19 protein-coding genes are annotated in these 21,409 nt (G+C 57.0%); 5 read left to right on the top strand and 14 right to left on the bottom strand.

Features of this window, described 5'->3' with window-relative positions:
- Positions 1–4: 4 nt before the first annotated feature.
- Entirely contained in the window at positions 5–1,450 is a 1,446-nt protein-coding gene (locus DXH95_RS13390) for an FAD-binding oxidoreductase (protein WP_239016654.1), read from the bottom strand.
- A 135-nt stretch (positions 1,451–1,585) separates the two neighbouring features.
- On the opposite strand from DXH95_RS13390, the gene DXH95_RS13385 reads away from it, so the two are divergent.
- Both DXH95_RS13385 and DXH95_RS13380 read left to right on the top strand, forming a co-directional pair.
- Positions 1,586–2,053, top strand: a complete 468-nt coding sequence (locus DXH95_RS13385) for a hypothetical protein (protein ID WP_115550007.1) — start codon at positions 1,586–1,588, stop codon at positions 2,051–2,053.
- Between the two features lie 107 nt (positions 2,054–2,160).
- Positions 2,161–3,495 (top strand): DEAD/DEAH box helicase, encoded by a 1,335-nt coding sequence (locus tag DXH95_RS13380; protein WP_115550006.1) that lies wholly within the window; start codon positions 2,161–2,163, stop codon positions 3,493–3,495.
- Between the two features lie 69 nt (positions 3,496–3,564).
- On the opposite strand, the gene DXH95_RS13375 is transcribed toward DXH95_RS13380, so the two are convergent.
- The 3 genes from DXH95_RS13375 to DXH95_RS13365 all read right to left on the bottom strand — a co-directional run bounded on the left by DXH95_RS13375 (position 3,565) and on the right by DXH95_RS13365 (position 9,057).
- The gene (locus tag DXH95_RS13375) at positions 3,565–6,321 is read right to left on the bottom strand and encodes a TonB-dependent receptor (RefSeq protein ID WP_181883680.1); all 2,757 of its coding nucleotides are present in this window, start codon (positions 6,319–6,321) and stop codon (positions 3,565–3,567) included.
- A 181-nt stretch (positions 6,322–6,502) separates the two neighbouring features.
- Positions 6,503–8,191: an amidohydrolase gene (locus DXH95_RS13370; protein WP_115550005.1), complete on the bottom strand. Its 1,689-nt coding sequence runs from the start codon at positions 8,189–8,191 to the stop codon at positions 6,503–6,505.
- Entirely contained in the window at positions 8,188–9,057 is an 870-nt protein-coding gene (locus DXH95_RS13365) for an NAD(P)-dependent oxidoreductase (protein ID WP_115550004.1), read from the bottom strand. The genes DXH95_RS13370 and DXH95_RS13365 overlap by 4 nt, the downstream gene beginning before the upstream one ends.
- A gap of 58 nt (positions 9,058–9,115) precedes the next feature.
- Between DXH95_RS13365 and DXH95_RS13360 the strand changes: the two genes are divergently transcribed.
- Positions 9,116–10,333 (top strand): threonine ammonia-lyase, encoded by a 1,218-nt coding sequence (locus DXH95_RS13360; RefSeq protein WP_115550003.1) that lies wholly within the window; start codon positions 9,116–9,118, stop codon positions 10,331–10,333.
- Positions 10,334–10,438: 105 nt separating this feature from the next.
- On the top strand, positions 10,439–11,197 hold the full coding sequence (locus tag DXH95_RS13355; RefSeq protein ID WP_115550002.1) for an arginyltransferase: 759 nt from the start codon (positions 10,439–10,441) through the stop codon (positions 11,195–11,197).
- A 47-nt stretch (positions 11,198–11,244) separates the two neighbouring features.
- Here the strand turns inward: DXH95_RS13355 and DXH95_RS16255 are convergent, their stop codons facing one another.
- The 7 genes from DXH95_RS16255 to DXH95_RS13320 all read right to left on the bottom strand — a co-directional run bounded on the left by DXH95_RS16255 (position 11,245) and on the right by DXH95_RS13320 (position 15,761).
- Positions 11,245–12,063 (bottom strand): glycine zipper 2TM domain-containing protein, encoded by an 819-nt coding sequence (locus DXH95_RS16255; RefSeq protein WP_239016653.1) that lies wholly within the window; start codon positions 12,061–12,063, stop codon positions 11,245–11,247.
- 147 nt (positions 12,064–12,210) lie between these two features.
- Positions 12,211–12,693, bottom strand: coding sequence for a GAF domain-containing protein (locus DXH95_RS13345; RefSeq protein ID WP_115550001.1), 483 nt, complete (start codon positions 12,691–12,693; stop codon positions 12,211–12,213).
- Positions 12,694–12,706: 13 nt separating this feature from the next.
- Positions 12,707–13,108, bottom strand: a complete 402-nt coding sequence (arfB, locus tag DXH95_RS13340) for an alternative ribosome rescue aminoacyl-tRNA hydrolase ArfB (RefSeq protein ID WP_115550000.1) — start codon at positions 13,106–13,108, stop codon at positions 12,707–12,709.
- 31 nt (positions 13,109–13,139) lie between these two features.
- Complete coding sequence (locus DXH95_RS13335; RefSeq protein WP_115549999.1) at positions 13,140–13,931, bottom strand: DODA-type extradiol aromatic ring-opening family dioxygenase; 792 nt, start codon at positions 13,929–13,931, stop codon at positions 13,140–13,142.
- A 3-nt stretch (positions 13,932–13,934) separates the two neighbouring features.
- A complete protein-coding gene (gene wrbA, locus DXH95_RS13330; protein ID WP_115549998.1) occupies positions 13,935–14,534 on the bottom strand; it encodes an NAD(P)H:quinone oxidoreductase in 600 nt (199 codons plus the stop codon).
- A gap of 75 nt (positions 14,535–14,609) precedes the next feature.
- Positions 14,610–15,020 (bottom strand): DoxX family protein, encoded by a 411-nt coding sequence (locus DXH95_RS13325; RefSeq protein ID WP_115549997.1) that lies wholly within the window; start codon positions 15,018–15,020, stop codon positions 14,610–14,612.
- A gap of 27 nt (positions 15,021–15,047) precedes the next feature.
- The gene (locus DXH95_RS13320; protein WP_239016652.1) at positions 15,048–15,761 is read right to left on the bottom strand and encodes a pirin family protein; all 714 of its coding nucleotides are present in this window, start codon (positions 15,759–15,761) and stop codon (positions 15,048–15,050) included.
- 89 nt (positions 15,762–15,850) lie between these two features.
- Here DXH95_RS13320 and DXH95_RS13315 point away from each other — a divergent pair, with 89 nt between their 5' ends.
- Complete coding sequence (locus DXH95_RS13315) at positions 15,851–16,747, top strand: LysR family transcriptional regulator (RefSeq protein ID WP_115549995.1); 897 nt, start codon at positions 15,851–15,853, stop codon at positions 16,745–16,747.
- On the opposite strand, the gene DXH95_RS13310 is transcribed toward DXH95_RS13315, so the two are convergent.
- Genes DXH95_RS13310 through DXH95_RS13300 form a run of 3 tightly spaced genes read right to left on the bottom strand, consistent with a single transcriptional unit; the run spans position 16,748 to position 21,125 of the window.
- On the bottom strand, positions 16,748–17,155 hold the full coding sequence (locus DXH95_RS13310) for a DoxX family protein (RefSeq protein ID WP_115549994.1): 408 nt from the start codon (positions 17,153–17,155) through the stop codon (positions 16,748–16,750).
- On the bottom strand, positions 17,152–18,156 hold the full coding sequence (locus tag DXH95_RS13305; protein WP_115550194.1) for a S66 peptidase family protein: 1,005 nt from the start codon (positions 18,154–18,156) through the stop codon (positions 17,152–17,154). The genes DXH95_RS13310 and DXH95_RS13305 overlap by 4 nt, the downstream gene beginning before the upstream one ends.
- Positions 18,157–18,197: 41 nt before the next feature.
- Positions 18,198–21,125, bottom strand: a complete 2,928-nt coding sequence (locus DXH95_RS13300) for a TonB-dependent receptor domain-containing protein (RefSeq protein WP_115549993.1) — start codon at positions 21,123–21,125, stop codon at positions 18,198–18,200.
- Positions 21,126–21,409 lie beyond the last annotated feature (284 nt).

Raw genomic sequence — 21,409 nt, 5'->3', positions numbered from 1 at the left:
GGCTTTAAGCGTCAAGACCCGCGCTGGCAAGAGGAACGAGTTTCCCGGGATTCATGATGCCATGCGGGTCCAGCGCATTTTTGATTGCCCGTAAAGCTGCAAGGCGCGCTGGTTCGGATGTGCGCGCAAATTCGGCAATTTTTGCCTGTCCAATTCCATGCTCAGCGGAAATGGAACCCCCATAGGCCACCACCCGGTCATAGACATCCGCGCTGATGCGCGTGGCGAAATCACGATACCAATTCTCTGCTGTCGCACCGTGGGGTGCCTTTACGTGATAGTGAATGTTGCCGTCACCCAGATGTCCAAAAGCTATCACTTGGGTTCCGGGATAAGTCGCCTCGATTTTCGGGGACTCTGTATCGATGAAACGCGCCATGTCCGAAACCGGGACGCTGATGTCGTGCTGCAGCGCCGGCCCTTCGGCCCGCTCTGCCTCGGCAATGCTGTCGCGGATTTTCCAAAAAGCTTCTGCCTGCGCCTCATTCGCTGAAATCGCCGCATCCAATGCCAATCCTTTTCCCATCGCCGTTGCAAGGAAACGCTCGGCAAGTTGTGCAGGTGCTTCCTGATCAGCGGAATCCTTGGCCAGCTCTATCAACACATGCCATGGTGCCGCCGATTCTAGCGGCGCGCGCGTGCCCGGTATATGTTTGACGACATGGGCCAAGGCGGCATCAGGCAAAATTTCGAACCCTTCGAGCATGCCATGACATTCATCCTGCGCCGCCAACAGCAGTTGATAGGCATCAGCGGGACTGCCCACCGCGACCCAGCACACGGCGCGCTCGATCAGGGCAGGTACAAGATGCAACGTCGCGCGGGTCACTATACCCAATGTCCCCTCGGCACCAATCAGCAGATGTTTCAGGTCATATCCGCGATTGTCCTTTTTCAACGGAGTTAGACCATCATAAATCGAACCATCGGGCAGCACGGCCTCAATTCCCGCAACGAGACTTCGCATCGTACCGTGGCGCAGCACCTGCGTGCCGCCCGCATTCGTGGATATCAAACCGCCAATTGTGGCGGAGCCCTTGCCGCCAAGAGTAAGGGGGAATCGCAAGCCGTGCTTTGAAACAGCGTCGTGCAGATTTTGCAGAATGACACCTGCTCCACACCGGACCAGCCTCACATCCTGATCTATCGCTTCGATGCTGTTCAACCGCCGCAGTGACAACAGATAGGATTGGCCACTGGCATCAGGCGTCGCGCCTGCAACCATGCCGCTGTTCCCGCCCTGCGGTACCATAGCGACGCGGTGCTTTGCGGCCAATTTGATAACCGCTGCCACCTCGTCGGTCGTTGATGGCGATAAAATCGCCAAGGCTTGACCGCGATATCGACCGCGCCAATCGGTCAACCACGGAGCCATATCGTCCGAATCGGCCAGAAACCCTTTCGGGCCCAGCAACGCTCTCAATTCACTTGCTACATCCGGACTGACCAAAATTCTGCTCCTTTTCGGGTTCGAATTGACTCGAACCTTACCGCTACATAGGGCTGGATTAATGCTCCGTTCAACCGTTACGGCTATTGGCTTGAAGAGGCGAATTTTAGTCGGGATCCGACATTGCGCATTTTAATGATTGTCATTGCCGGGTTCGCGCTTGCGCTGGGCGTCGCATATAGCGCGCGAGGACAGTCTTTGGCGTCGATAATCGACCTGCTTGACGGCACGCAGGATTTCCAGTTGCGCGTCGAGCAGCGGGTGATCGTCCGCTTTCCAAACCAGCCGGTCAATGTTTCAAGCGGTCGTGGCGAAAATCGCAAATCGGTTATCTATAATGAGGAAAAGATTGGCAAATGCCTGCTGATGGATAGGCTGATTGCTTCGCGTCCCGGCCCCAAAAACACGCTCGAACTGGTGACCCGCGAACGGCAATTGATCCGCGCGTATCTGGGTGATGGCTGTCTGGCTCGCGAATTTTATGCCGGCGCTTATGTCGAACGTTCGAAGGACGGGAAATTGTGTATAGACCGTGACTTGATGCATGCGCGGACGGGGGCCAAATGCGAAATCGACAAGTTTCGACTGCTGGTTCCAGAGTAAGACACCCCAATTTCCTTGACTTTTTGCGTTTGTTTCGCCAATCGGCGCGCACCGGACGCGCGGGGAAGCGCCGACCGGCCTGCTACCTTCCTTGATATTGGAACCTTATGTCCTTTGCCGATCTCGGCCTTTCCGATGAACTTTTGAGTGCCGTCTTAGCCGCCGGTTACGATACGCCAACGCCGATCCAGGCGCAGGCAATTCCTTCCGTTCTGATGATGCGCGACATCATCGGTATAGCCCAAACGGGTACCGGCAAGACCGCATCATTCGTGCTTCCGATGATTGATGTACTGGCGCATGGACGCGCGCGGGCACGCATGCCGCGCAGTCTGATTCTGGAGCCGACCCGTGAATTGGCCGCGCAGGTTGCCGAGAATTTTGAGAAATATGGCGTCAATCACAAGCTGTCGATGGCGTTGCTGATCGGCGGCGTGTCGATGGGTGATCAGGTCAAGGCGCTTGAAAAAGGTGTCGACGTTCTGATTGCGACCCCGGGCCGTCTGATGGACTTGTTTGAACGTGGCAATATTCTGCTGAACGGCTGCGAGTTGCTCGTTATCGACGAAGCTGATCGCATGCTCGATATGGGCTTTATTCCCGATATCGAAAATATCTGCACCAAGCTGCCGACAACGCGGCAGACGTTGCTGTTTTCAGCAACGATGCCGCCGCCGATCAAGAAGCTGGCCGACAAATTCCTGTCGAACCCCAAATATATTGAGGTTGCCCGACCAGCATCTTCGAACGCCAATATCGAAGCCAAGCTGGTCGATGTTGCGCCGATGAAAAAGCGCGAAATGCTACGCAGCCTGTTGCGCAGCGAGGACGTCCACACCGCTATCATCTTCTGCAACCGCAAGACCACTGTGCGAGAACTCAACAAGAGCTTGCAGCAACACGGGTTCCGTTCTGGCGAAATTCATGGTGACATCGACCAAGCGTCGCGTCAGCGGCAGCTGGATGCGTTCAAAAGCGGTGCAATCAATTTGCTCGTGGCTTCCGATGTAGCTGCGCGTGGTTTGGACATCAAGGGCGTCAGCCATGTGTTCAACTTCGATGCCCCCTGGCACCCCGACGATTATGTCCACCGCATCGGTCGCACCGGACGTGCTGGTGCCAAAGGCAAGGCCTTCACTTTTGTGACCAAGGCAGACGAAGAAGCGATCGACAATATCGAGAAGCTGATTGGTCTGAAAATTGGACGTCTGGGCAAACAAGCGACTGAAAGTACCGACGATCCCCAACAAGAGCGTCATGCGCGCCGCAAGGCACCAGCCGAACCGAAAGAACGTCGCGAGGCAAAAACCCCTACTCGACCAGCAAAGTCTGATTCGGGCAAACGAAGCAAACCTGTTGCAAAAGAACGCAATGAGGCAGCCGATGACGGAGATTGGAATGGTCCGATGCCCGATTTCTTGAGCGTTGCCATACCGCTATAATCAGCAATCCCGCCGAAAACAAAAAAGGCCCGCCGAAGCGGGCCTTTTCTATTTCTGGTTCGGCTACCCTCAGAATTTGCCGCGAAGCGTGATTCCATAGGTGCGCGGTTCGGCTAGGAAGTGCGAAAAGAGCTGGCGACCGCCCGGGAACTGCGGATCGGTGAATTGCGCGCTGGCACCACCCGCCTGGAACGGCGTGTTGAATGCAACTTGGGCATAATCCTGATTGAAGATATTCTGGCCCCAAAGTTCGAGCGACCAGGCTTCATCAGGCCCACGGATACCGATACGGGCATTGAAGATCGCATAGCCATCCTGTTCCTTTTGCGGGAACAGATCCGAACCGGTGTTGTAGTCGCCGGTCAAACGACCATCGATATAGAACAGACCGGTAAGGCCGCTGCCACCGATCTCCGGCGTCCAGGTCAAGCTGGACGTCGCGACCAGTTCAGGTGCGTTCGACAGATTGTCGCCCGGCAGTTTGCGCAGGACGGCATCGAGCGGCGCGCCCGACTTGTTGCCTACAAGGTTACTGCGATAGCTGGTGTTGGCATAGGTCAGGCCAGCGGCCATCCGGAAGTTGCGAGCTGGCACCAGCGACGCCTCGAGTTCGAAACCTTCTGCGCGGACGCCATAGCCGACATCGCTGGCAGCACAGGCTCCGGTGGCATTGCTCGAATCACGATCTGCACCACCGAGATCATTAGAACAGCCATTGACGGTCTGTACTATGTAGACAGCGCCATTAAAGGTATTCAACTGGAAGTTGCTGAAATCCGAACGGAAGGCCGAAAGGCTCAGACTGAATGGACCGGTTGCATATTTCGCACCCAGTTCATAACTGTCGACCAGTTCGGGATCGAACTGTAAATTGCCAACCACTGCCTGTGCGCCGCCTACAGCCGCAAAAGTTGTTATGGGTGATTTCAGTGCGGATCGGTCAAGATTGAATCCACCGGCCTTATAACCACGCGCAAAGCTGCCATAGAGCAGTAAGTCATCGGTTGCCTTCCATGAAAGGATCGCGGTGCCGGTAAACTCGTCTTCGCTGCGGCGATCATTGATCGAAACGCCATTCAGTTCTGCCGTCGAATTGCCCTGGCACGCAAGCCCTATAAGTGCGCCTGCCAGCGCACGTGCTGTTGCGATTTGAGCAGGCGTGCCAGCTGTCGTGGTAGTAAGATCATCCGTCACTAAGCCTTGGACGGTCGTGCAACGTGTATTGTCGTTACCAAAGGTGGCGGCGAACTTCTTCTTGTCGCTGGTGTAACGGAGCCCCAGGGTCAAGTCGAGTGTATCGGTGATATGAATGATATTATGGGTGAACAACGCCCAATTGGTACCATTCTGGAAATAGTTTTCAAATGTGCTACCCAGATCGTTCAGGCTGTCGAGTGCGGTAAATGCAGCCACGATATCCGCCCCCGACGTCCCTGTTGCGCCCGCCAGTGTCGCTGGTCCTACTACGGGCGCTACGCAAGAGGGATTAGTCGGCGAATATAGCCCTGCAAGTCCACCGCCCGAAATGATGCGGCAAGTCGCAAATCGGCCATATTGATTGCCGAAGCGCAGATTGTCACGGACCGTCAACTTTTCGTTGGCGTAGAAGCCACCGGCCAACCAGTCGAGTGTGCCGCCAAAAGCTTCACCCTGCAGGCGCAGTTCCTGCGTAAAGGTGTGGAACTGGCGATAGGCATCATCGCTCGGCGCACGATACAGGATGTCGACTTCACCATAGTCGGTGTCTGAGGCCTGACTCGAACGATATTCACGATAGGCCGTAATCGAGGTCAGCTTAGCACCGCCAAAATCATAATCGATCTGGCCCGAAAAACCGTAATCCTTGGTTTCACCAGTGAAAACACGGTTCGGGCTATTCGAAATCTTGCGACCATAGCCTTGACTGAACGACGACAGCGGCTGACCCAGATCACGAAGCACGTTGATAATGTTGTTGGCAGCCGGATTATTCAGCGGCGTCGCGAGATTGTTCAGATTGCCGATATAAGGATTGACCGTGCCGTCAACATAGGTCGCAGCACAGCATTCTTCCTTGCGCGATGTATAGTCGGCGATCAGCCGAATCGACAAATCATCGGAAGGTTCGATTAGCAACTGACCACGCAGGAAATAACGGTCGCGATTGTTGACGTCGCGGCCGTTCGTATCATCGCGGTAAAAACCATCACGCTTCACATAAACACCGTCTACCCGGAAGGCGATCTGTTCGCTGATCGGTCCGGTGATGCTGCTGGCAGCGCGCATGAAATCATAATTGCCATAAGTCAGCTCGCCGCTGCCACCAAAGGTGAATTCGGGCTTTTTCGAATAGATGCTGATCAGGCCGGCGGAGGAGTTGCGTCCGCCCAAGGTTCCCTGCGGGCCACGCTGTACTTCAACTCGGTCGATTTCACCAAGTTCATTGAGGCCAATGCCTGAACGCGAGCGGTACACGCCATCGATAAAGACTGGAACCGAGCTTTCGAGACCGGGGTTGTCACCAACCGTGCCGATACCGCGGATACGCGCCGAACCATTGGCTTCCGTTCCAGTCGAGGAAACGAGCAGTGAAGGCGCAACCTGATTCAACTGGCGAATGTCATTCGCGCCGCTGTTCTGCAAAGTTTCGGCATTCACCGCCGAAATAGCCACAGGTACGTCAGACAAGAGCTGCGAGCGCCCCTGAGCTGTCACGACGATTTCGACTTCGTCTTCGGCAGCTTCGGCTGCTTCATCCTGCGCATAGGCAAATGTCGGCATGACCAGCGCACAAGTTGCAGCGGACAAAGCAAACACAGTTTTCCGGATGCCAGTAGTAGCCTTCATAAATCTCTCCTTCAACGTCAAATTATATTATTGGCTGCATACCTATGCGCATTATGCACATAAGTCACCCATGACAGACATTATCGCAACAATTTTTCAAAGAATGTTGCTCAACTGCAACAAACAGCAACATCAAATGCCTAATTTAATCGATTGATTAAACATAATGTTGCGCGCTACCTTAACGCGATGTCGCGTCATTTGGGGTATTTGTCTTGGCTATATCATCTTGTTTGTAGACCGGCCGTCCGCCCAACCATGTCTCTTTCACCCGAGCCGCGCGGATTTGCGCAGGCGATGCCAGCAGTGGATCAGTGTCGACCAAGATAAAGTCGGCGCGATGCCCGGGGGTCAGCGAACCCACTTTTCCCTCCGCAAAAGCAGCATAGGCCGCGCCAATGGTGAATCCAGCCAAGGCTTGTTCGCGCGTTACTCGCTCGGTGGGAATCCACCCTCCGAATGGCTGCCCCTGTGCGTCCTCGCGCGTCATTGCCGCTGCGATGCCAGCAAAGGGATTGGGCGCTTCAACAGGCGTATCAGAGCCGAATGCAAGCTTCCCGCCCGCTTTCAGTATCGAGTTCCAGGCATAGGCACCGGCCAGTCGTTCAGGCCCCAACCGCGCTTCTGCCATTAGGCGGTCGGATGTCTGATGGACCGGTTGCATCGACGCGATAATGCCATTTTTGGCAAGGCGGGGCAGGTCGGCCGGATCGACTATCTGCACATGCTCGATCCGCCAGCGCCGATCGCCCGTATAGGTCTCCGCCAGATCTTCAACCGCTCCAATCGCATCTGCGTTGGCGGCGTCGCCAATTGCGTGCACAGCCGTCTGGAAACCGTCCATCGAAGCACGCACCATCAGATTGCGGATTTCGGCACTGGCCAGGAACGATAGTCCTGTCTGCCCGGGGGCATCTGCATAGGGCTTCTTCAGCCAGGCCCCGCGGCTGCCGAGCGCGCCGTCGAGATAGAGTTTAACGCCGCCGAGGCGCAGCTTGTCGTCATACAGCCAGGGCGTCGGGCGCGGCCCTGCAATGGCCACCATATTGTCGATGCCGCCTGCATAACCAAATATGCGGATCGACAACCAACCAGCATCGCCTGCGCGGCGATAGCTTTGCCAGTCCTCGATTGTCGTTCCCATATCGGCAATGCTGGTCACGCCTACCGAAAGTAAGGCCTTCTGCGCCTCGGCCAACGCCAGATCGCGCTCGCCCGGTTTTGGCGCAGGGATATGTTTCGACACCAACTCGCTTGCAGCATCAACGAATATGCCGCTCGGTTTTGAGCCTGCCATTTCGACACGGCCACCCGAGGGGGATTTGGTTGCGCCCGTTACTCCAGCAATCTCCATTGCCTTGCTGTTTGCCCAGCCTGCGTGTCCATCAACCCGCTCGAGCCAGATCGGACGATCGGCAACGACGGCATCAAGATCGGCAGAGGTCGGGAAACGACCCAAGCCCCATTTTTCTTGGTTCCAGCCTCGCCCGACGATCCATCGGCGCTCGGGATATTTTGCCGCATAAGCTTTGATCGCCCCCTGCGCCTCTTCCAGCGAGTTGGTGCCCGACAGGTCAAGCGTCAGCGCTGCAAAACCGAGCCCCATCACGTGGCCATGCGCATCAATCAGCCCGGGAAGCATCGTCAATCCGCGTCCGTCATGGCGGAAATCGAGCTGTTTGGGCGCTTTTTCCTTGCTCGTCAAAAGCTGGCTGATCTTGCCTTCCTTGTCGATTAGCAGCGCTGAAAAACGGATGACCTTGCCATCCTTGTCGAGCGTGATGCCATTGACATTTTCGACCATGCCATCGGCAAAAGCGGGTGTAGCGAACGCAGCCAGCGCCGCGATGAATAAGCGCGACTTGATCATCTTTTCGGCAACCTCCGCACCAACGCGCTCGTATCCTGACGTCCGCCGCCCATATATTGGATATCGGAAAAGAACTGGTCGGTCATAGCAGCAATCGGAATGCTGGCACCATTGGCGCGGGCTTCGTCGATCGCCAGCCCCAGATCCTTGCGCATCCAGTCGACTGCAAAACCAAAGTCGAACTCGCCTTTCGCCATCGTTACCCAGCGATTGTCCATCTGCCAGCTTTGCGCAGCACCGCCAGAAATTGCGTCGAACACCTTGTCGAGATCAAGTTCGGCACATTGAGCAAAGTGCAGAGCTTCGGAGAGGCCTTGTAAGACCCCAGCTATACAAATCTGGTTGACCATCTTTGCCGTTTGCCCATCACCGGGGCCGCCAACATGGACGACACGTTTGGAATAGGCCGCCATCACCGGTGTGGCCGATGCTACCGCTGCTTCTGTGCCCCCGCACATGATTGCCAACGTACCATTTTCAGCTCCAGCCTGTCCGCCTGTCACAGGCGCATCGACGCAATGGATGCCGCGTCCCTTGGCTTCAACAGCCAACTGGCGCGCAATCCGGGCTGATACCGTTGTATGGTCGATGAAGGTACTGCCCTTTGGCATCGCGGCGAATACACCATCGCGGCCCAATGTGATGCTGGCCAGATCGTCGTCGGTGCCGACACAGCTGACGACATAATCGACACCCTGTGCAGCCTCTGCCGGCGACGACGCCTTGCGTCCGCCATGTTCGGCAACCCATTTATCGGCTTTGGCCGAAGATCGATTGTAGACGGTCAGTTCATGACCTGCCTTGGCCAGGTGGCGCGCGATCGGACCGCCCATCACGCCCAGGCCGATAAAAGCTATTCTTGCCATGCCTGAGCCTTAATGTCTGTTTTCACATTGCGCCAGATAGGTTAGGGCCCGCGCCACTATGTCCGAGCTTCTGACCCTTGCCGATGTCCGCGCCGCGCATGAGCGCATCCGCGACGCCATTGTCGCAACGCCCACTTTGCACAGCAAAACGCTGTCCAACCTGACAGGCGCGAATATCTATCTGAAGTTCGAAAACCTCCAGTTTACAGCAGCCTATAAGGAGCGTGGGGCGCTGAATGCGCTGTTGCTGATGCCTGAAGAAGCGCGCAATCGAGGGGTCATTGCGGCATCGGCAGGCAATCACGCACAGGGCTTAAGCTACCACGGAACACGCCTTGGCGTGCCCGTTACCATCGTCATGCCCAAGACCACGCCGACGGTTAAAGTCATGCAGACTGAAGCGGTGGGCGGTAAAGTGGTCCTGGAAGGCGAAAAGTTCGATGATGCCTATAAGCATGCGCGGCTTCTCGAAAAAGAACTGGGGCTGACTTTTGTGCACCCCTTTGATGACCCCAAGGTCGCGGCAGGCCAAGGCACCGTTGCCCTAGAGATGCTCGAAGAAATTCCGACAATCGACACTCTGGTAGTACCAATCGGGGGTGGCGGCTTGTTGTCGGGAATGGGTACTGCGGCGCGCGGCATCAATCCTGATATCGAACTTGTAGGCGTACAGGCAGAGCTTTATCCTTCGATGTACGCGCTGCTTAACAACAAGCAGATGCCGTGCGAGGGCGATACGCTGGCCGAGGGTATTGCAGTCAAGGTGCCGGGCGAATTCACTTCGAAAGTCATCCGCGACATTGTCGACGATGTTGTTCTGGTCTCCGAGCCTGAGTTGGAAACTGCAGTCAGCCTGCTCCTCCAGATCGAAAAGACCGTGGTCGAGGGCGGCGGTGCAGCCGGTCTCGCAGCCGTGATGGCTTATCCTGAAAAGTTCAGAGGCAAGAATGTCGGCATCGTGCTGAGTGGCGGCAATATCGACACCCGTCTGCTCGCCAATGTGTTGTTGCGCGACCTTGCGCGTTCGGGCCGTCTCGCCCGTTTGCGCATCACCCTACAGGACCGCCCCGGCGCGCTGTACAAGGTGATGAAGCTGTTCAACGAGCACAACATCAACATCATCGAAATCTATCACCAGCGCATCTTCACAACGCTGCCCGCCAAGGGCCTGATAACCGATATCGAGTGCGAAGCACGCGATGCCGAGCAGCTTCAAGGTCTAGTCGATTCGCTGAAAGATGCGGGTTACAAGGTCGAACGCGTCGAACTGAACTGAACAAAATCAATGCCATCGCATATTGATGGTAAACGCTCTTTTCAGCACTCCCGTAAAGCGTCATAACCCCTCGCAACCAACAACATAAGGCGAGGTCGGTTTACCATGAGCGCACCAGTCCGCTTTCCGCGCTTCTTTGTCACAAACCCGGCCCCCTGCCCCTATTTGCCCGGCAAAACCGAGCGCAAGGTATTCACCGAACTCAACGGTGCACACGCAACCGAGCTAAATGAGGCGCTGGGCCGCATCGGTTTCCGCCGCAGCCAGAATGTCGCCTATCGACCCAGCTGCATCGACTGCAAGGCCTGTGTTCCCGTGCGCATCTTGACAGGCGGGTTCCAGCCCAACGCCACCCAGCGCAAGATATTGAAGCGCAATTCAGACCTGCAGGGCAGCGCTTGTCGTCCCTGGTCGACCAACGAGCAATATGAGCTGCTGCGCCGCTATCTGAAGCAGCGTCACCCTGAAGGTGGCATGGCCGATATGGACGATATGGATTATGCCGACATGGTCGAGCAGACCCCGGTGCACAGCCATGTCGTCGAATATCGGCTTCCCGCTCGCTATGGAGCGCAAGGCGAACTTATCGGAGCTTGCATTACCGACCAGCAGTCTGACGGTCTGTCGATGGTATACAGCTTCTACGATGCCGAAGCCGAAGGCCGTCCTGGCCTGGGCAATTTCATCATCATGGATCACATCATGCGCGCGCGCGCGGCCGGGCTTCCCTTCGTCTATCTGGGCTATTGGGTCGATGGTGCAGCGCGGATGCAGTATAAGACCCGCTACCGCCCGCTCGAAAAACTAAGCCCCGATGGCTGGGTCGATTTCGAAAGCGGCGAGCAAGCCGATCTTTTCAGCTAACAAAAAACCCCGCCAAAAGCGGGGTTTCTTTTTGCGTTGTTGACTGCTCAGCGACAAACGCAGCGTGGTTTCGCCTTGGGCTTAGCCTTCCATTTGCGCGCGGCCTTCCGTTTTACGGGGACAGTCTCATAATAGATTTCTTCGGTTACCGTGGTCGTGGTGACGGGCACCATTGAATAAGTGACTATGGGTGCCGCATAGTAATAATAGCCATAGGGATAAGCGCCATAAGCATGGCCATAGCCCGGTCCATATTCACCGTCGCGTGGCAGATATTTTTCGCATTTCTTCATCGACTTTTCGACGCCCAGACCGGCAAGCGCGCCAAGGCCACCGCCGATGAGTGAGCCTTCGGTGCGATTGCCGCGGCCCGCGATGCGGTTGCCAGCGATCGCACCCAAGATGGCTCCGATCGCTGCGCCGCCAACGCCGTCGCTCTTCAGGCATTTTTCATATTCGCGATTGTCATAGCCCGCACCATAAGCGGGCGGCATCGGATAGGGCGCAGCATGCGGAACGTCATAAGGCGCACCCGCCGCGGGCATGGGATGATGCGGCATCCGGTGATGTGGGGCTTCTTCGCCGTGACGGGTCACGGTACCATTCCACTGGCCTTCATAAACCCGGCCATCCTTGTCGACATATTGCCCCTTGGTCCATTCGCCCTGATATTCATAGCGCACGCCGCTGGCATCTGAATAGGTCGGCATGCCAGGGCCATCGAGATCGTAGATTCCACGATCGGCACCCATGGCCGGGCCATATTCGGCATGATCATGATGTTTCTTGGCCGAGTCGCCGGCTGCCTGTGCTGGCGTCATCACCAACGCGCTGGTCGCAAGGCTCGCAATCAAGAGGACTTTCATGGTTAATCGCTCCCTAATCATGAAGACGCGCTTTGCGCGCATTCTTCAATAGTTAAGAAGTGCTTAACATTGTTTTGAAGTGCGCACCATGACGCGAATGTAAATTGGGGATGCCCTAGAACTTTTGTTCCAAAATGAAGCAGTGAGTCAGATGCGCGTTGAGAGCAGTTTAGCCAGCGCTTCGAACCCTGCGGCATCATCCGTATCGAACCGCGCTGGCAATGGGCTGTCGAGATCAATGACGGCTATCACTGCGCCGTCCCGCTTCACCGGCACAACCAGTTCCGACCGGCTGTCCGCATCGCAGGCGATATGGCCGGGAAAGGCGTGGACATCTTCAACCAGCTGCGTTGTTCCGGTGCGTGCCGCTGCTCCGCATACGCCCTTGTCGAGGGGAATACGGATGCAGGCTGATTTGCCCTGAAACGGCCCAAGCACTAATTCGCCGCCGACCATGCGGTAAAATCCGGCCCAGTTGAGGTCTGGCACGAATTGCCAGATCAACGCTGAGATGTTTGCCATATTTGCAATCCCATCAGGCTCGCCAGCGGTCAGCGCGTCGGCAGCCTTCAACAGCTCGGCATATAGCTCCGCCTTGGGAACGTCGGTTGCGATGTCAAATGCGTACATGGGATCCAGATAGTCAATCGAGCCGGACTTTACCACGGCCCTTCTTGATTTCTCCCCGCCCCTTTTTGGTGTCGACGCGTCTGGCCTTTGCTGCCTTGCTTGGTTTGGTTTTTATCCGCGGTGCCTCCCGAACGAACGCCTGATCGATTAGGCGGATGATGCGGGCTCGGGCCTCTGCCCGGTTGGCCTCTCTTGTGCGGTGTTCGCGCGCGGTGACGATCAACTCGCCCGACGAAGTCATCTTGCTGCCTGCAAGGGTTTTCAGTTTGCGATAGGCATATGGCGGAAGGCCCAGCCGAAACACATCGACGCGCAACTGGCACGCTGTTGCCACCTTGTTGACGTTCTGCCCGCCCGGACCAGTCGATGCCAGGAAGGTCTCTTCAAGCAGTTCCTCGGGCAGTTCAAACGGCATGCAGTCTTTTAGGCAGCGACTGGCAGCCGCGCTAGTCGAAACGCCAAGCATCCATCGCGAGCACGCCATATTCGACGCTGGCGTGCAGCTTGGTGGCCTTGCTCTCAACACCGCCTGCACCCAAGGCGACGAACAATGGCAGGATATGGTCCATAGTCGGGTGATTGTCGGTGCCGTGCGGCGCTTGTCCAATCGCGCCGAGTACCGCATCATGGCTACCAGCAATCAATTGCCTATCTAGCCAGCCTAGGAAGTCGATTACCCAAGGTTGCGCAGGTGCATCGGCTGCATAACCGCCACGGAAGAAGGCATGCAGATTGTGCGTGATCGCACCCGAGCCGATGACAAGGATATTGTCGTCGCGCAGTGGCTCCAGAGCCTGACCTAGCCGGTAGTGATATTCCGGTGTCTCGCGCGAGTTGATCGAGACCTGCACCACTGGAATATCGGCATCGGGCCATGCCAGTATCAGCGGCGTCCATGTGCCGTGGTCGAATCCGCGTTCGGGATCGAGACGATTGGCAATGGCGGCAGCGTTCAGCAGTTCTGAAATGCGCTGCGCCAGCTTTGGCGAGCCGGGGGCTGAATAGCGCATCCGGTACAGCACATCGGGGAAACCGCCAAAGTCATGGATCGTACTTGGCCGCGCGGCTGACGTAATCGACGCCAACGGTTCGTCATGGTGCGCCGAAATTATCACAATCGCGTCTGGTTGCGCAGGCAGCCCACTCGCCAGCCCGGCGAGAAAGTGTCGGGCCGGGGTGTCGTCGATCACGATGGTCGGTGCACCGTGCGAAACGAATAAAGCGGGCTGCCTGGTCATGATTCAGCCGAACAGCTTTGCAGCGGTATTGGCTACACGGCGGCCGAGATAGCGGGCACCTTCCAATTCGGTCTCGCTTGGCTGGCGGCTGCCATCGCCATTGGCAATTGTCGTTGCACCATAAGGCGCGCCACCAACCACCTCATCATTGCGCATCTGGCCGGCAAAGCCATAGTCGAGGCCGACAATGGTCATGCCGAAATGCAGCAGGTTGGTGAGGATTGAGAACAAGGTCGTTTCCTGCCCGCCATGCTGGGTAGCACTTGACGTGAAGGCCGCTCCGACCTTGCCATTCAGTTCGCCGCGCGCCCAGACGCCGCCTGCGGTATCCCAGAACGCTGCCATCTGGCTCGACATCCGGCCAAAGCGCGTGCCGGTGCCGACGATGATCGCGTCATAATCCTTGAGTTCCTCGATGGTGGCCACAGGTGCCGCCTGATCGAGTTTGAAATGCGCGGCTTGAGCGACCTCAAGCGGCGCAGTTTCGGGAACGCGTTTCACATCGACGGTCGCGCCGGTTTCACGCGCACCTTCGGCAATGGCGTTGGCCATGGTCTCTATATGGCCATAGCTTGAATAATAGAGGACGAGAACTTTGGTCATCGAATGGTTCCTTGTTTAGCTTTGGAAGAGCGGGTGGAAGCGAGCGGGGTCATGCCCGCTTCCGGGGGAGGATTTTTAACCGCGATCGAGGCTCAGACGACCGCCACCGAATGCGACGATTTGCATCAAACCGCCTGCCATCGCGACATTCTTGAAGAACATGATGAACTGCGTCTGATCGCTAAGCTGGGCGTGAAACAGCACTGCCGTGGCAAGGCTGAATATCGCCAGCGCCGCTGCGACGATGCGAGCCTTGTATCCAGCGATGAGCGCCAGCCCGCCCAGCAACTCGACCGCGATGGCGCCCCACAAGGCAAACTGCGGGGCCGGCAGGCCGACCGAGGCTATATAGCCCGCCGAACCTGCCGGATCGGCCAGCTTGGCAATGCCGCTGAGGACAAAGATTGCCGCCAGCAGCACCCGACCGGTAGTTGCGACCCAGGGTTGCCAGGAAGCGCCGATTGCTTGTTCATTGATGTTGCTCATTTTCTGATCCTTTATTGAAAGCTGAATTCAGTCCGCATCGACAAGGACGATTTCACTGTCCTCGATAGCGGCGATAGTGATGGTTCCGGCAGTTATGGCCACGCCGTCGCGGGCATTGGCGCGTTGACCGTCAATTTCGACGGCGCCTGTAGCCGGTACCAGATAGGCGTAACGCCGATCGCCGACTTGATAGGTCAGGCTCTCGCCTGCTTTCAAAGTCGCGCCGAGCACGCGTGCATCGGTGCGGATGGGCAGCGCGTCGCTATCCTCATCGAAACCGCTGGCCAGCACCTGCCAAGCACCGGAACGATCACTTTTGGGGAAGGGTTTGGTACCCCAGCTGGGCGCGCCACCGGTCCGCTTCGGCACGATCCAGATCTGGAAAAGCGTCGTGGCCTCATCTTCCAGATTATATTCGGCATGGCGAATGCCGGTGCCGGCACTCATCACCTGCACATCGCCCGCAGCCGTGCGGCCCTTGTTACCGAGGCTGTCCTGATGGGTGATTGCGCCAGTGCGGATGTAGGTGATGATTTCCATGTCGGCATGCGGATGCGGTGGAAAGCCGGTTTGCGGCTGGATGATATCGTCATTCCAGACACGAAGACTGCCCCAGCTCATGCGATCCGGGTCATAATAGTTGGCGAACGAGAAATGGTGATGGGCATCGAGCCAGCCATGATTGGCACCACCGAGGCTGGCGAAGGGCCGGATTTCCACCTTTGCTTTGCTGTCGATCATCGGAATGCTCCTGATTGCTGTGTTGCCGCCAAGATAAATCTTTGAATTGGGATTGAAATAGAAACATTGGAAACCTATTGTTTCCATATATGCGTTTACCTGACTATGAAGCCTGGAGCATTTTCGCCGCCGTCGCCGAAGAAGGCGGCTTTTCGCGCGCTGCTGAATTGCTTGGACTATCCAAGGCGACTGTATCCAAAGCTGTCTCCCGGCTAGAGGCACATGTCGGCGCGCCGCTATTCCACCGCACCTCACGTCGACTGGTGCTGAGCGAAAGCGGTTTATCCTTATTGGAACAGGCCAAGGCCATCGTCGCCGCAGGCGAAGCCGCCGAAGAGGCCGCACGCGACGAGGCGAGCGAACCGGTCGGTCTGATCCGCCTTGCCGCCCCAATGAGCTATGGCATCAGTCGCGTCGCACCCTTGCTTTCCGAATTCCTGTGCAGCCACCGCGGCATTAGCATCGACATGCATCTTAGCGATGCCAAAGTTGACCTGATCGGTGAGCGCTTCGACCTGGCACTGCGCATCGGCGCGCTCCCCGACAGTTCCCTCAGGGCGAGGCGGTTGCGCGGCGTGACAGGCTATGTCCTCGGCAGCCCTGATTATCTTGAGCAAAATCGGGAGCCGCGCCATCCGGCCCAATTGGGCGAGCATCGCTGTCTGAGCTACTCACTCGCCTCCAGCCCCGAAAGCTGGCGCTTCACCGGCCCCGACGGTAGCGAGGCGGTCGTTCGCCTATCCGGGCCTTTGCGGGTCAACAATGGCGAAGCAATGCTGCCTGCATTGTGCGCGGGCCTCGGCATCGGGATGCTGCCTGATTTCATCTGCGAAAAGGATATCGAAGCAGGCCGACTGAAACCGATATTGCAGGATTGGAAAACCCCGCCCATCGCTATCCACATCGTCACTCCGCCCAGCACGTTCCGTCCGCGCAGGGTCACGGCTTTGATTGATTTTCTGGCAGAGAAATTATCGGCTGCCTGATCAACCTCGCTTGCGAAATGGCCACTCGGTCACCTCACCAACCCACAAAGCCAGCCAGATAATCAACGGCTGCGCTGCCAGACGCGGGCCGTGATACCACCAGCTTTGTGTCTCCCCACCCATCGCGATATTGCTGAAGGCGTGGTTGAAATTGGCCGGCCAGACGCCGATTGCATAAAGTGCGAGGCCGATACCGGCGGCCGGGCGCGCCCAGCCGATCCAGTTTCGCGGGATCAGCAAGCCCGCAGCACCAGCCAGTTCAGCAACGCCTGTCAGTGCGACAACTTCTGCCGGATAGGGCACCCAATCGGGCGTGATCGCCAGAAACACCTCTGGATTTCGCAAATGCGCGACCCCGGCAAAGGCATAGAATAACGCCAACAACACCCGCAGCGCGGTGCGGATCATGCGACAGCAGGCTCCAGCAGCCGCAACGTCCCCGCATCGGCGTCGATCTCGGCCAGCACGCCCTGGGGGATAGTGAACTGGTCCGAAATATGCCCGAACCACGCCCCTTCGAACGCCGGGATGCCCAGCGATTCGAAATGCTGGCGCAGAATTGAGTTCAGCGTAAAGCTGCTTCCTTCGGCATTGCGGCAGTTGGTGCATTGGCCAAAGACGACGCCAGCCAACCCCTTGAGCACGCCCGCCTGCCCCAATTGGGTGAGCATCCGGTCGATGCGATATTCGGCCTCGTCAATATCCTCAAGGAACAGGATCGCGCCGGTGAAGTCGGGCAGATAGGGTGTGCCCGCAAGCGCGGTCAGCACCGTTAGATTGCCGCCGAGCAATTGCCCCTGCGCCTTGCCGCCACGGATCTTGATCGTCCGCCAGCGGCGCTGGACCAGCCGATCTTCGTTTGCTTTCGGGTTTTCGAACAAGGGCGTCGCCGCATCAAAGGCAATGCCCCTGAAGCTTTCGACCGAAGCCTTGCCCCAGGCGCTGCTGGCATTGGGTCCATGCAGTGTCACCGCCCCGCCCTGTGCCGCGATTGCCATGTGCAATGCGGTGATGTCGCTATAGCCGATAAGGAATTTGGGATTGGCGCGCACCACATCCCAATCGACGAAAGGCAGCGCGCGGGCTGCACCCCAACCGCCGCGCACCGCGAATATGGCTTTGACATCCTTGTCGGCGAACATCGCATTGATGTCCGCTGCCCGCTCCTTGTCCTGCCCCGCCAGATAGCCATAGCGTTTGAGCAGGTTCGGCGCGCGCTTGGGCACCAGCCCCATCGCGCGGATCGCTTCCTCGACCAGCACCAGATCAAACGGATCATCGCTTGCCGAGGCCGGTTCGATCAGGCCGATGGTATCGCCAGCCTTAATGCGCGGCGGTTTGATACGCTTGCCGACAGAGGGCGCTGCAGCGGCAGCCCCGGATAAAGCAGGCAGGGCCGGCGACGCCATCAGCGCCGCCAGCACCGTCATGATCGTTCGACGCGAGGGCGTCAGAAATTCACCTCTGCTGCTATGGTGAACGAACGGCCACGGGGATCAGCAACGCGCGGTTCCCAGCTGCCACCGGCACCCGTATTGCCGTCATAAGTGATGGCGAACGGCGGATCGGTATCAAAAATATTCTTGATGCCGAGCGTCAAACGCATCTTTTCTGTCGCATTCCAACCTGCCGACAGATTGTAGGTCACATAATCGCTAACTCGCTTGTTGTATCCGGGGCGAGTGACCGTGCCGTTTGCGATACCGGGCAACGCACCATTTTTATAACCTAGGCGGAATATCTGCGACAGTGACACATTCCATTCGTCGTTTGACCAGCTCAGGAAGGCATTGTGCTTCCAACGAATGCCGAGGTCACCCGTGAAAGTGAAAATGCCAATCTGGTCTTGATACGGTGCGCTGGCAGTCACCTTTTCCTTTTTCTTCAGGAGATAGGTACCGTCCATTCCGGCCGCCACGCGTCCGCCCAAGGCATCCACACCAGCGCGAAGGGTTACTTCAAGGCCCTGCGTGCGCCGCGCCCCCATATTCTGCCAGGCTTGATCAAGGAACGTGATATTGTTGCTTGCGTCGCGGATGATGAGATCACCGAGATCGGCCGAATAACGCACGATTTGGAGCAATGTCGGCAGCTGAATGTTGTCGTTGATGTCGATCTTCCACCAATCGACAGACGCACTAAAATTGGCCGACGGTTCGAAAACGACGCCAAGGCTCATCTGTTCGGACGTTTCGGGTTGCAAGTCGCGATTGCCCCGCGTGATGATATCCGGACGGATCCGGAAGCAGGGCGAAGATGCAGTCGACGATGGCGTCAGCGACGGACATCGAACCGGATCAACAAGGTCGCTTCCCGAATAAGGCGAAATGGTCGCGCCATTGTAGATTTGGTTGAACGCCGGAGCGCGGAAACCGGTATTATATGAACCACGGAACATCAACCAATCGGCAGGACGGAATTTGGCTGAAATCTTTGGATTAACAGTCGATCCAAAGTCCGAATAGTCGTCAAGCCGAACCGCGGTCGTCACTTCCAGGGTGTCGACAATGGGAAACAGGATTTCCGCATAGGCTGCCTTAATATCCCTATGCTTGGGCGTCAGCGCATTCACATTGTCAAAAGCTGCGAGGAAAATTACCGGTGCCGTCGCTGCCGCAGCCGCAGAACCATTAAATTCATAGGTCTCGCGACGATAGTCGATGCCCAGGGCTGCCTGCACTGTTCCACCCGGAAGTTCGAAGAGTGAACCCGAAACGGAATAGTCAAGCTGCAGCACCTTATAGCGACCGCCATAAAGTGTTTCGCCTTCCGCCGATGCAGCGGCAAGTGCTGCGAGTGCTGCGGGCGTTTGGGCTTCGCCAGGACGCAGGAATGGGTTCAGCACACCTGTGCTCAGCAACGGGATAAGACCCGGAACGCCATTCACGGTATCGCGATAGTAATAACCCGTCCCTAACACCGACGATGTCTCGCTCTCTGCGTAGGAGGCTCCGGCGCGATAATCCCAACTGTCGGAAATCGGGCCTTCAATACCCAAAGCTGCACGGAACGTTTCTGAGTCGGTCTTATATTCACGGGGGCCGCATTCGATACACCGCCAGCGGAACCCGATCGGCTTGCCATAGTTTGCGGCAATCGCCGGAAACTGAGCCAAAAGCGTGTTGTAAACATAATTGTACGTACTGGCAGTCAAGGCATTGAGCGGATAAAAAGCCTGGGTCGTCGTGTTATTGGACGAAACCTGGGCGTTTGAAAAGCGCTTGGCGGACGTTGCACTTGAACCTGTTACTTCAAGCGAAATTTCGTGATCGTCCATGAAGCGCGCAACACCGCGACCGAAATATGTGAATGTTTCGATGGGCTGCTGTAGCATTGCAGCCCTTCCGGTATCCCAAGCGCAAGCCCAACGGGCTCCGGTATTGTTCCAAAGCGCATCATCGTAGGGAAGGCCACCATCCATGGTTTCGCAGCCCGCACCACCCGGCATGTCCAGCAGGTTCACACCGCCATCCGCGCGGGTGGTCGTTCCTGGAAAAACCAGCGTCGGCAGATAGGTCGAATTGGTTGTCGTTGTCGCACCCAAAAGCGTGCCCGTCGGTGCATAATTGGCGCCGCTGGATGTCGGGTTGATCGGGAACACAGTTGCAAAAGGTACGCCGCGTGTATCGATCGAAAGCCCGCGATCAGGTTGTTGGCCATTTACAAAGGCACGATCACGGCCACGAAGACCGGTATTCCAGCGATAGCTGGCCGCTGCCATGATATTGAAGCCGTCATTGTCCAGGTCGCCATAACCGGCAATCCCGCCAATGCGATAGATTGCACTGTCGGCGCGCGAAGTAATATCCACCAATCCGGACAGGCCAATGCCCTGATAATCGGTCTTGGTGATGAAGTTCATCACCCCGCCGATTGCGTCGGTTCCGTAGATAGCCGATGCCCCATCCTTCAGAACCTCAACCCGTTCGATTGCGGCAAATGGAATCTGGTTCACGTCAACTGCCGCACCGGACAAGCCGTGGGCCGCCACGCGCCGCCCGTTCAACAATACCAGCGTTGATCCAGAACCCTGTCCACGCAGGTTTGCCGCTGACAGGCCGTTGGTGCCACGCTGTGCACCGGTCACGACATCCGAGTTAGAGGCCAAATTGTCGGGCCCCGATCCATTGGTGCTCAGATAGGAGATTAGCTGCTCCGGGCTGGATATGCCTTCACGGGCCAACTCTTCATTCGAAATAACGGTCAACGGCAGAGCGCTGTCATTCGGATCCCGCTTGATGCGCGATCCGGTAACTACGATCGCCTGCTCCGAAGAATCCGCAGCTTTAGTATCGGTCGCAATGCTCGCATCCTGCGCCACCACCGGCGCCGCAAGACTCGCAGCCGTCAGATATAATGCCACCTTGTGCAATTTCATGTCATAGCCCTCCAGCTCGTGCCGCCCCGCTGTGCAGTTGCGGCATGTTAAAACCCTGAAAGTTAAGGCTAGCAATGCAATTTCCGCTTGGCAAATGGCAATTGGACATAATTTTCGGGTGTATTGATGCGCCCGGCTGAAATTTTTTTAACCCCCACCGAGACTCCAAAACCCTAGGATTTGAGTCACTTTTGCCCGATCCGACTCCTCGCGACTCGCGGATTCCTGCGCGTTAAGACGAAATTAACCTTTTCAGTTCATTTCCCTTATGGTTAATAACGATC

Origin of the sequence: Sphingorhabdus pulchriflava (assembly GCF_003367235.1) — a bacterium.
Lineage (GTDB): Bacteria > Pseudomonadota > Alphaproteobacteria > Sphingomonadales > Sphingomonadaceae > Sphingorhabdus_B > Sphingorhabdus_B pulchriflava.
The sequence above is the reverse complement of the archived record's forward strand: the minus strand, read 5'-3'. Positions and strand labels throughout refer to the sequence as shown.